This window comes from Pseudoalteromonas sp. APAL1 (assembly GCF_021532475.1).
Classification (GTDB): domain Bacteria; phylum Pseudomonadota; class Gammaproteobacteria; order Enterobacterales; family Alteromonadaceae; genus Pseudoalteromonas; species Pseudoalteromonas lipolytica_C.
Genome location: NZ_JAKGAW010000006.1, coordinates 51,973 through 64,783 on the forward strand (window position 1 = coordinate 51,973; position 12,811 = coordinate 64,783).

Here is a 12,811-nt window from a genome sequence, read left to right on the forward strand (position 1 = left end):
ATTACTACTCTTATTCTTTATTATCAGCAATAAATTGCGCTAATCGCTGTGCATCAAAAGGCCAAAATAATTTTTCGCCTTGATGAGCTTCAACAACCGGAATACTGGTTTGGTAAAGCGCGATAAGCTGTTCACTATCCATGATATCTTTTGCAGCAAAGGAAACGTTTGCTGCAACTAATAATTCATCTGCCATTTCACACAAATGACAGCCATCTGTGTGATACAAGGTAAAACTAGCCATGTGTAATAAGCCAACTATTATGAATTTGCTTATTGCGTTTAAAATCTGGCGATAAAGTTTTGTCAGAAATATTCTCTGCTTTTAAGCCAAGCCCCATTAAACCAACTTCATCCATGATAAAGCCACGCTTGTTGTTAGAGAATATAAGCGTGCCATTTGGACTTAAAATCTTTTTAACCCAAGTAAGAAGCTTGATATGGTCGCGCTGAACATCAAATGCGTCTTTCATACGTTTTGAGTTTGAGAACGTCGGTGGATCTAAGAAAATTAAATCATATTGACCTTGTGCGTATTCAAGCCATTTCAAGCAGTCAGCTTGCTCAAAACGAAAACGAGTATTGCTCAAGTCATTAAGCGCGAAATTCTCTTGCGCCCATTTTAAATAGGTCTTTGACATATCAACGGTAGTAATTGCTTTGGCACCACCTATCGCAGCATGAACAGATGCACTGCCCGTATAAGCAAACAAGTTTAAGAAACGTTTACCTTGTGCGTTTTGTTGAATATAACGACGAGCCAAACGGTGATCTAAGAATAAACCTGTATCTAAATAATCAAATAGATTTACTTTAAATTTAGCACCAAACTCTTCGACTACTTGTGTGCGATTTTGTTTTGATACCTTAGTATATTGCTCTTCGCCTTTTTGCTTTTTGCGTACTTTAACTGCGATATTCTCTGGCGCAATTTCTAACTGCTCAGCGGTCAGGCTAATCACATCTTGTAAGCGCTTTTGTGCCGTAGTGTCATCGATTTCTTTAGGTGCGGCATATTCAAAAATAACCGCTGAATCATCGTACACATCAACTGCAACGTTATATTCTGGAATATCCGCATCGTAGACACGATAACAGCTTACTTCATTTTGCTTTAACCAGTTTTTCAAGTTTTGCTTGTTTTTCTTTAAGCGGTTTGCAAATGCTGTTGAACCTTCAAAATTAAGAGCTGGTTTATCTTCTTTGCTTAGCTCAACTTGTTTATCGTCAAGTTGATATAAATTTAGCACCACATCTAACGGGCCATTTTTGAACTTATAGCGTTTTAATTTAACAAGCTTTAATAACTTAAATAGGCTTTCGTCGGTGCCAAGTAAAGCAAGCTTCCAATGGTTAAAGTGCTTTTTGAAGCCAACACCTAAGCTTCGGTGTAAGTTAACCAACTCTGCCATCGAGCCTAAACGCTCACCATAAGGTAAGTTTGAAATCACCACACCAGGAAGCTTAGCAACTGAGGTAAGCTTTGTTGCATCGCTTTGTTTAAATTTAATTACATTACCAAGGTCTGCGCGTTCTGCGTTTTCTTGTGCTTTTTTAATTACACCAGCATCAATATCATGTCCAATAAGCCAAAGCTTTGGATCAGTAATTTGAGCCGTTAGTTCTGCTTTTAACTCTTTGTATTTTTGGATGCGGAAACTTGGTAGGCGCTCAAATGCAAAACCTTCTCGGAATAAGCCAGGCGCTTCATTACGAGCCATGCTTGCTGCTTCAATTAAAATGGTACCAGCACCGCAACATGGATCAAATAAAGGTTGTTGTACATTTTCAAGCCAGCCACTTCGCTTTACAAGTGCTGCAGCTAAATGCTCTTTAATCGGTGCTTTACCTTGGTCTTGACGATAACCACGTTCAGATAAACGTGGACCTGAATAGTCAATATAAAGCGCAACACCTTGGCGATTTAATCTTGCTACAACACGCACATTAGCGTTGTACTTATCAACATCTGGACGCTGTTCAAATAGATCTGAAAAATAATCAACAATCGCATCTTTTACGACAAGACCAGAGAACTGGGTATTTTTTAAATCGTTGTTAGTACCACTAAAATCAACAGCGAAAGTTTGTTTTGGGCCAAACCACTCTTGCCAGGGCTGTAGTCGTGCAAATTGATAAAGGCTTTCTTTGTCTTTAACGCCTTCTTTTTCTTCTATCAGCATCATGATACGAGTGGCGAAGCGACTCGATAAACAAATTTTTTGTGCTAACAAGCTATCTGCTTCAAAACGTACAGAGCCCACGGTTTGTTTAGAGACTTCTGCACCAAGTGCTGTAAGCTCATCAACAAGTAAATTTTCTATTCCGATAGAAGTAAGTGCGATAAATTGCAAAGTAAAAACCCTTAAATGCTAATTGCGCAGGATTATAGCATAGCTTGGCGAACAAAAACGCCAACATTTGCAGGGATATTAGCTAGATTTTTACTTAGCCCACTAGGTTGCGAATCTCTCGCCGCGATTAAATTGCCTCTAGAGTGAACATATTTTAATTCACAAAGGTCAACACGCCCTAGGCCGTTTTAAACTGTTTTTGTTGAATATAAACAGGATGGATACGATTATTTAGAACCTTGATGGCTTCAAACTGCTCTAGAGATAGATTTTCGTCTAACTGAAAGTGTGCGCTCAGATTAATACAAACAGATGCTTCTGGTGAATGATCGACAATTAAAAACTCACCTTCTTGTGACTTAGAGTATAACTTTACAACCGCTTCAACACTTGGCTGGCTACCCTGGTATTCATGAAAAAACCAACTCTTTGCAAGTACTGGCTTCAAATGAAATTTAACTGCTGTAGCGTTAAGAGCAATTTGGCAAAGCTCTGCCGGACTCCATAATGAGAATGTTTCAAGATATTGATAAACTTGCTGATAAAATGCAGCATCTTCAAGACTGAAGTTTGGCTCTTGTAAAACAGCATCAGTAAGTTGGCGTAATTTGTAAGGTGTGCACAGTTGCATATCTTGGTCAAGGTCAACCAAAAGACGATTATTTTTTGCACAAGCAAGCCATTTCCATTGCTTCGATGCTTGTAACATGTCTCCTCCCTAACTTAGAATTCTGTGCGATTAATCATAAATTATAGCTAAGCCTGACCATTAATAAAATACTTTTTTAGAACATTTTATTAATGATCAAATGCTTAGATAACTGATCCTTATAAGCCGTTAAGGATCGTTTTTACCAATTCTGGGCCTTTATAAATAAAGCCAGTATAAACTTGTACAAGGTCGGCACCCGCTGCAAATTTTTCTTTTGCAGAGTCTGCATCATCAATACCACCCACACCAATGATAGGTAACTTACCATCAGTTAAACGCTTCAGCTCACTAACCACGTGGGTTGAGCGCTGACGTACTGGTTGTCCAGATAAACCGCCCGCTTCGTTTGCATATTGTTGGCCTTGCACTGCAGCACGCTCAAGTGTGGTGTTTGTAGCAATAACACCATCGATCTGATTGTTGATCAATGACTCACTAACTTGCGCAATTTGTATTTCATCAAGATCTGGGGCGATCTTAACAAGCATAGGCACTTGTTTGTTATGCTTTGCAGCTAAATCAAGTTGTTCATTCTTTAAGCTTTGTAGCAAGTCATCAAGCGCTTCACCATATTGTAAATCACGAAGACCCGGAGTATTTGGTGAAGAAATATTTACTGTGATGTACGATGCATGCTCAAATACTTTGCGCATACAATGAATGTAGTCATCTTTACCCTGCTCGTTTGGTGTATCTTTATTTTTACCTATATTTATACCTAGAATACCGTCATATTTCGCCGCTTTTACGTTATTAACTAGGTTATCAACGCCTTTGTTGTTAAAGCCCATACGATTTATGATCGCATTTGATTCTGGTAAACGGAAAATACGCGGCTTATCGTTACCAGCTTGAGGGCGAGGAGTAACAGTACCCACTTCAACGAAGCCAAAACCCATTTGTGAAAATGCATCAATACACTCTGCATTTTTATCTAAGCCTGCCGCTAAACCTACTGGATTTTTAAATTCTAAACCCAAAAAGTTAACTGGTTTATTAGGGACAGATTGAGACCACGCTGCACTCAATGGAGTATGAGCAAATCGGCGTAAATTATTAAGTGCAAATTCATGAGCCCACTCCGCATCACGGGTAAACATAAAACGGCGAGCTAGATCATAAAACATGGTTTGTTCCTTAGGTAAAAATAAACAAGGTAGCCGCTTATAAACGGACCATTGCAAATTAAGGGCAAAAAAATACCCCAGCGAGCTGGGGTATGTATTTTAACGACTTTTCACTTATTTGGAAGTGTCACAGTTGTGGCTTAACAACATTAGTTCACGAAGTGCTACTGAGAACTTCGCAAAATCATGGCTTTGTGATGTTTTGAATTCAGATAGCATCTGTTTCCAACGTTGTAGAAGTAGATCTTGGTTATCCATCCACTCATCAATTTGTGCATCTATGTCTTTGCTGTCTGCTGCAAAGCTATTAAGTACCACAGCCGATAATGTACGTTGTTGCCAATCAAGCTCTTCACGGTAAGAAGCACGAGCAAGTGCTTGCCAGTGATTTGCAACCGGTTGGTTAGTAATTTGGTCAAGGAACCAATGTAAGCCCATACGCGCACCCAACTTGAAGTACGTGTTAGATACCATAGCAATGCTACGCTCTGAATTATTAGCAATTTCGGCTAAGTCCATTACAGAGAATAGGCTTGATAGAGACACAACTCGTGTCGCAAGTGCTTTTGGTACATTGCTATCAATTAGCTTCTCAGCTGCTTTAACTAAACGCTCGCTTTCTTTTTCAACCATGTAGCTATTTAAGTTTTCACTTAAATCAGCAAATGTTGGTGCAAAGAACTCAATTGCTTGCTCAATCGTTTGTGCTTTATTGCGATGACGTAAGAACCAACGTGTTGCACGACGAACCGTACGACGTAACTGATAGAGCATTTCTGTTTGTACAGCTGCTGGGATCTTATTATCAAGTGCAACAATTGATGACCATGTTTCTGGCATCTGGAACACTTCTTTTGCAATTGAATAGCAAAGCGCGATTTCTGCTTCGTTAGCACCTGTTTCTTCGTGCATACGAACCATGAAGTTAAGGCCCATATCGTTAACAATATTATTGGCAAGTTTTGTTGCGATAATTTCTTTACGAAGTGGGTGGTTATCCATTGCATCGTTGAACTTCTCACGAAGTGGTACCGGGAATGAATTAACCAATAACTGACGGTAATAAGGGTTTTCAGTGATTTCATCAACCACTAAAGACTCTTTAAGTACCATTTTCGCGTAAGAAACTAGTACAGATAGTTCTGGACGAGTTAAATCTTTACCCGCTGCTGCGCGCTCTGCAAGTTCTTCATCAGTTGGAATGAACTCAATTGCACGATTTAACTTGCCATCTTTTTCAAGGGCATGGATAAAACGTACTTTTTCTTTAAGTGTTGATGTGCCTTTTGACTGTGTAATCGATAAGGTATGCGTTTGACGATAACAATCTTTAAGAACCAGCTGCGATACTTCATCGGTCATAGCATAAAGTAGCTCATCACGTTGTTTACGCGTTAAGTCACCTTCAGCAACTAAGCCATTAAGTAAGATCTTAATGTTTACTTCGTTATCTGAACACGCAACACCACCTACGTTATCGATGAAGTCAGTGTTAACACGACCACCTTTAGCTGCAAATTCGATACGACCTAATTGTGTAGCACCTAAGTTACCACCCTCGCCTAAGATCTTCGCACCAAGCTCAGAACCGTTAATACGAAGTGCATCATTTGCGCGGTCACCAACATCTGCATCAGTCTCTTTAGAGTTCTTGATGTAAGTACCGATACCACCATTCCAAAGTAAATCAAACTCCATCATTAGAGCTGCTTTGATTAATTCGTTAGGTGTCATGCTCGCTTTTTTAGTGCCAAGCATTTTCTTCATTTCAGGGCTTAAGCTAATTGATTTAGCCGCACGAGAGAATACACCACCACCTTGTGAAATAAGGTCTTTGTTGTAATCTTCCCAAGAAGAACGCGGTAAATTAAATAAACGCTCACGCTCAGGGTAAGATGTTGCAGCATCTGGGTTTGGATCAACAAAGATGTGCATGTGGTTGAACGCCACTTGTAAGCGAATGTGCTTAGAAAGCAACATACCGTTACCAAATACGTCACCCGCCATGTCGCCGATAGCTACAACAGTGAAATCAGTTGTTTGACAGTCAATATCCATTTCACGGAAGTGACGCTTAACAGACTCCCACGCACCTTTTGCAGTGATACCCATTTTCTTATGGTCATAACCTACTGAGCCACCTGATGCGAATGCATCACCTAGCCAGAAGTTATATTCATTTGCGATGCCGTTTGCGATATCAGAGAAAGTCGCAGTACCTTTATCGGCAGCAACAACTAAATACGGGTCATCTTCATCATGACGAACAACATCAACTGGCGGAACAATCTCACCACGTTCGATGTTATCTGTGATATCTAATAAACCACGGATGAAAATTTTGTAACACTCTTGGCCTTCTTTGAAGAATGCTTCACGATCAGTCGGTAGCTGTTTACATACGAAACCACCTTTCGAACCTACTGGCACGATAACCGTGTTTTTAACTTGTTGCGCTTTAACAAGACCCAGTACCTCAGTACGGAAGTCTTCACGACGGTCAGACCAACGTAGGCCACCACGTGCAACTTTACCACCACGTAAATGCACACCTTCAACGCGCGGCGAGTATACGAAGATCTCAAACGCAGGCAGTGGTAATGGCATTTCTGGGATCATAGAAGGCTGAACCTTGAACGATACATATGACTTAAATTGGCCATCCGCTTCTTTTTGGAAGAAGTTCGTTCTAAGAGTTGCATTGATCATATCAACGTATAAACGGATGATACGGTCATCATCTAGGTTTGCTACGTTTTCTAGTTCAAGATTTACTTGTGCAACTAGCTTCTCAAGCGTCTTCTCACTACCAGGGTTCTTAACTGAGAACTTTTTAGTGAATAAGTTAACGATTTGCGAAGCAATATGTGGGTAATTTGCAAATGTGCTTTCGATGTAAGTCTGCGAGAAAGTTACACCAATTTGACGCATGTATTTAGCGTATGCACGAAGAATAGACGCTTCACGACCGGTTAAACCACCCATTAATACTAAACGGTTGAAACCATCGTTTTCTAAACGGTTATTCCAAACATTAGTAAGCGCAGCACGGAAACGAGCAGATACTTTATCAAAGTCAGCAATGCCCTTATTGTCAATTAGCATGGTGAAATCCATGATCCAATTAACTTTACCGTCTGTCGTTTTAACTGAGTAAGGCGTTTCACCCACTACACGTAAGCCAAAGTTTTCTAACATTGGCATGACGTCAGATAAGTGGATTGGCTCATCTTTATGGAATAAGCTTAAACGAACAACATTGGTATTTGCTTCTTCTTGTGGACGATAGAACAACATTTCTAGTTTGTTTTCGTCATTAAGAAGCTCAAGTTTCTCGATATCAACAACCGCAGCACTTGGTAAAACCTGATCTTTATATGCACTTGCAAATGCTTGTGCATATTTACGGTTTAGTTCTTTACCGCGTGCTTCACCTGCACTCTCAAGTAGTGCAGACTGGAGTCTATCTTCCCAAGTACGGGCAGCTTCAATTAGGTTGTTTTCGATGTCTTTCACGTTATATTCAATATTATTGTCAGTCACACGCACCGTATAATGAGTACGGGCTAATGTTGACTCAGAGAAGAAAGTAGTAAATTCGACTTTGTCGTCAGAATTAAATGCGTTAGCTAAGATACGTTGCGTTTCACGACGTAGTGCCGTGTTATAGCGCTCACGCGGTACATAGACCATGCAAGAGAAGAAACGGCCATATGCGTCTTTACGCACAAAAATACGGCACATATCACGCTCTTGTACTTGTAGTACGCCCATAGCAACTTCAAGTAGTTCGGCTTCACGTGCTTGCACAAGTTCATCACGTGGATATGTTTCTAGGATATTTAATACCGCTTTATAAGCATGGGTGCCTTTAGCAAAGTCACACATTTCCATAATGCGATTAATTTTACTTTTCAGTACCGGAACATCAGCGGCGCTGTTGTTGTAGAAGCTCGAAGAGAATAAACCAAGGAAACGGTCTTCACCAATTACATTACCTTCCTCGTCAAAACGCTTGATACCCACATAGTCAATATAAGCAGGACGGTGAACACGAGACACTGAATTAGTTTTCGTTAAAATCAGTAAATTATTGCTACGCGCTTCTTGACGTGCAACTTCTGGTAATTCAGAAAGTAAACGGCTGTGCTCTTCGTCTGTGTTTTTCATCAGACCAAGGCTAGTACCTTTTTTACCTTTTAATTGATAATCACCCTGTACAGGCGACAGTTCATACTCACGATAACCCATTAGGGTAAAGTTATCTTTTGCTAACCAGTCTAAAAACTCAACCGTTTCAGCAACTTCACTTTCGTTATTATTATGATGACGCTTAGGTAAATCCTTCGTTACAGCAATTAGCTTTTCACGAATTGGCTGCCAATCTTCTACAGCGATAGATACGTCAACTAACACAGACTCAAGTTCTTTTTTGAAAGACTCAATAACTTTTGCATCTGTTTGGCGATCAATCTCGATAAAGAACACCGTTTTTGTTGACGTTGATTCTTGCTCTGCTTTTAAGCTTGAAATACCCGTGATTTTAGCATTTTTGTCACGTTGGATTTTCAGTGGAGAGTGAAGTAATAAGTGAGAAGAGATGTTTTCGCGAGTCATGGCCATACGCACAGAATCAACTAAGAAAGGCATGTCTTTCGCGATGATTTCAACAATAGTGTGCGATGACTGCCAGCCATCTTTTGCTACTTCTGGATTGAAGACACGGACAACCGCGTCATCAGAGTTATTTTTTTCTAGCGAGTTCCATAGGCTTAGTGCAGCGCCATATAAGTCACTATCGTTGCGATGTGCCAAATCCTCTTTAGACATATTGCTGTACAAGGCTTTGGCGAATTTCTCAACGAGTAACACATTATCAGCGTGAACTTTTTTCTGGATCAGCTTACAGACATTATCTAAGATAACCGAGGCTTGCCCTTCATTTCGTGTCATTGTATGTTCCTTAATCTATACTACTTATCGATTAGTAGAATATTTGTACAGCCATTTATTAGCGTGGAGTCAGGTAAATTCTAACTCTTTTGCAGCTAATAAACAGCCTTTTCGATGAAATCATTTTAAGCTTTTCAGCTATTTGGTCATCTATTCACAAAATATAGATATAAATGGCCATTACTGGCCATATTGGAGCACAATTATTCACATTATTTTTTCTGGTCAGTCCAGAGGAAGCTACCAATTGCAGGTAAAAGTAGTACTGCGCCCAGCATGTTAACCAAAAACATGAAGGTCAAAAGAATACCCATATCTACTTGGAACTTCAGATCAGAGAAAATCCATGTGCTAACACCAATGGCTAAGGTAATACCCGTGAATAACACTGCACTGCCACGCTCTGCTAATGCATTGCGATAAGCCACTTCGAGTGCCACACCTTGTTTTAGCTGCCCCATCATTGATGACAGTATATAAATCCCATAATCAACACCGATACCAACACCTAAAGCGATAACTGGTAGTGTCGATACTGTTAAACCTATTTCAAGTTGTACCATCAAGGCTTGCGCTAAAGTTGATACAATATACAGAGGTAATACAACCGCAACCGTTGCCTTAACACTTCTAAAGCTAATTAAGCATAGCAGGATTACGGCGCCGTAAACGTAAAGCATCATAGGTAGCTGTGCAGCTGATACAGATTCGTTGGTTGCGGCCATTACACCCACAGGCCCTGATGCTAACTTAAACTTCAACTCATCCGTTTCTTCTGCCTTAGCAAACTCTTTAACCTTCGCTACTACATGGTCAATAGTTTCTGCTTTGTGGTCATTTAAGAAAATAATCACTGGCATTACAGAGCAGTTACCATCGAGTAAACCTGAGCTTGTTTCAACGCGTGAAGTAGCTTGCACTAAACTTGCCGTGTTGCGCGGCAGGCTTTGCCATTTAAGGTTACCTTCGTTGAAGCCGGCATTCACAGATTGCGCAACTGAGCTTAAACTCACTGCTGATTGCACCCCTGCAACGTTTTCCATCTGCCATTGGAAACGACTAATACGCTCCATCACATCATGCTCAGTACAAGCAGCAGGATACGCTTCTACAATCACTTTTAGGATATCTGATGAAATGGTGTATTTATCAGAAATCAAAAAGGTGTCTTGGTTATAGCGGGCATCTTGGTGCAAAGATGGCGCACCTGCGTGTAAATCACCAATGCGCATTTTGTCAGCTTGCCAATAACCCACTGCAAATAATATCGCTGTAAGCACAATAATTAAACCGGCGGTTCTACGGTCCGTCGCTTTTACTAACAGTTCACGCAATTTATCTAAGAAATTCGGTTTGTCTGAGTGTGTTCCTGCTTGAATATGCACTGAGCCTTCAAAGCGCATATACGATGCCCACACTGGTAATAATACGAGGTTTGTGAAAATAATCACAGCCACACCTAAACTTGCGGTGATGGCAAGTTCACGAATAATACCAATATCAATGGTGAGTAAGGTTAAGAAGCCAATTGTGTCTGATAGCAGCGCGATACCACCTGGGATCAAAAGTGCTCTAAAGCTTGCCTGACAACACACCCGGGTTGAGCTTCCTGACGTCACTTTTTTACCGATGTCATTGATCATTTGCACACCATGACTTACGCCAATCGCAAACACTAAAAACGGCACCAAAATTGACATAGGGTCTAAGCCAAAGCCCAAGGTTGATAACAAACCTAACTGCCAAACAACGGCAATGATTGAACAGGCAATCGGTAAAATTGTCAGTTTTAAAGAGTGGCAGAACAGCCAAACCATCACAAAGGTAAAAGCAATCGCGATTGCAAAAAATAACAGTACGCCTTTAGCACCCTCTGCTACATCCCCTGCCATCTTTGCAAAACCAATAATATGGATACTGACTTTATCAGTACTTAACGGTTCACGAACTTGTGTTTCTAGTTTTTCAGCAAAGGCTAATGTATCGAGTTTTTCTTGTGTTTGCGGATCAGTCTCGAGTAACTGGGCTGTTACCATTGCACACGAGTAGTCACTAGCGATCATACGGCCGACTACTTTTGCTTTTTCGATGTTTTCTTTAACAACTGCAAGACCACGTTTATCAGCTGTGAAGTTAGCCGGAATAATTGGACCACCAGCGAAGCCATCTTCAACAACTTCAACAAAACGTGCACTCGGTGCGAAAATTGAATTAACTAATGGACGGTTAACACCTGGAATAAAATAAAGTTGGTCATGAACTGCTTTTAGTTGGGTAAAAAATTCTTCATTGAAAATATCACCGTCAGCATCACACACCGAAATTAAAATGCTATTTGCACCACCAAATTGCTTTTCGTGTTTGGTGTATACTTTCATGTATTCATGATTAAGAGGGATATTTTTATTAAACGAGGCGTCTAATTGAATTTGTGTTGCTTTGAATAATAAAAAACAGGTGATCAAAGCAAAGGAAATAATTGCGAACAAGCGATGACGAAATACCGCTCTTTCTAAAAAGTCTAATAAACCACGCATTACGGATTCAACTCCTTCACTTTAATGCCATTTTCTGAAGCCATAATTAGTTTGTCTTGAAACACAACACCGTCGAGCAATGATTTGCCATCGGCCATTTGCTCTTCTGATAATTGATCACCCTTAACATGAAAAATAACTCCACTATTAGCAAATAAAAGCCATTCGTTATTGTGGTTTATTGCGCTGTTGACGGTGGCATAATTAGTGTTTTGAATTGGTAACCACTGATCACTATTTGCTTGACGAGTAAATATATTGCCACGCAGACCTGCAACTAGGTCTTCACCACCCTGATCTGCAGTTGACGCAAACGTAAAGAAAGAGCCCATATAAATCTCTTCAAGACGTTGCCATGTTTGGCCATTATCAACACTTTCGGCCATTAGCCCCATTTCACCTGCTAAGATTAATCGGTCTTTAGTTTTCACTATACGATTAAAATGCGGCAAAATTGATGCGGTCTCAAGTTCATATCCTTCAGGATCTGTTTCTTTTAGATCATTCAAATAGTCGCGATCATCTTCAAATAACAAGCTATCTAAAAAACGTTTCTGCCATGTTTGGCCACCATCAGTGGTTTCAAAAAACATGCCGTATGCACCCACTGCATAACCATGGCTTTCAGATGTAAAAAGAATATCTAAACATGGTTTATCCATGTTTGGTAAAGATTGTTGTAACTGCCAAGTTTTAGCAGCATCCACGGTGTTGATAATAGTGGCATCGTGGCCACAAGCCCAGCCTAATTCGTCATTGTAAAAATCAACCGCGGTGAGTAATACTTGTGTTGGTACACTGGCTTGCTGCCATGTTTGTGCGTCAGTACTAGTGATAACCACACCATGTTTACCAACAGCAACCAGTTTTTCACCGACCAATTCGATGTCAGTGAGTAGAGTTTTGTTTGCATTAACGGCACTAATCGCTTGTTGCGGTGTGGGCATGTCTTGAGAAAAACATGAAGCACTATAAGCAAGACAGGCATAAAGCAAATACTTCATAAAGATAAATCGCCTTCGAAAAGATAAAAAGAGAAGTCAAAAAAGCCACTGGGAAAACCAATTGCGTGTCTTGATGACTTACGCGAATTGCAAAAGGCACCTGAAGTCAGGTGCCTTAGATTGT

General features: G+C 40.3%; 7 protein-coding genes. All 7 read right to left on the bottom strand.

The genetic code is table 11. From position 1 onward, the window contains the following. Window positions 1–10: 10 nt before the first annotated feature. Window positions 11–244, bottom strand: coding sequence for a glutaredoxin family protein (locus L1264_RS04670; RefSeq protein ID WP_138557572.1), 234 nt, complete (start codon window positions 242–244; stop codon window positions 11–13). Then, on the bottom strand, window positions 237–2,354 hold the full coding sequence (gene rlmKL, locus L1264_RS04675) for a bifunctional 23S rRNA (guanine(2069)-N(7))-methyltransferase RlmK/23S rRNA (guanine(2445)-N(2))-methyltransferase RlmL (protein ID WP_138557573.1): 2,118 nt from the start codon (window positions 2,352–2,354) through the stop codon (window positions 237–239). The genes L1264_RS04670 and rlmKL overlap by 8 nt, the downstream gene beginning before the upstream one ends. A 178-nt stretch (window positions 2,355–2,532) precedes the next feature. After that, window positions 2,533–3,063, bottom strand: a complete 531-nt coding sequence (locus tag L1264_RS04680) for a cell division protein ZapC domain-containing protein (protein ID WP_135924794.1) — start codon at window positions 3,061–3,063, stop codon at window positions 2,533–2,535. 119 nt (window positions 3,064–3,182) lie between these two features. Next, window positions 3,183–4,193, bottom strand: coding sequence for a quinone-dependent dihydroorotate dehydrogenase (gene pyrD, locus L1264_RS04685; RefSeq protein WP_135924796.1), 1,011 nt, complete (start codon window positions 4,191–4,193; stop codon window positions 3,183–3,185). A 114-nt stretch (window positions 4,194–4,307) separates the two neighbouring features. After that, window positions 4,308–9,146, bottom strand: a complete 4,839-nt coding sequence (locus L1264_RS04690; RefSeq protein WP_135924798.1) for an NAD-glutamate dehydrogenase — start codon at window positions 9,144–9,146, stop codon at window positions 4,308–4,310. A 212-nt stretch (window positions 9,147–9,358) separates the two neighbouring features. After that, window positions 9,359–11,683 (bottom strand): efflux RND transporter permease subunit, encoded by a 2,325-nt coding sequence (locus tag L1264_RS04695; protein ID WP_135924801.1) that lies wholly within the window; start codon window positions 11,681–11,683, stop codon window positions 9,359–9,361. Beyond that, window positions 11,683–12,687, bottom strand: coding sequence for a WD40/YVTN/BNR-like repeat-containing protein (locus tag L1264_RS04700; RefSeq protein ID WP_199526430.1), 1,005 nt, complete (start codon window positions 12,685–12,687; stop codon window positions 11,683–11,685). The genes L1264_RS04695 and L1264_RS04700 overlap by 1 nt, the downstream gene beginning before the upstream one ends. Between the last annotated feature and the right edge of the window lie 124 nt (window positions 12,688–12,811).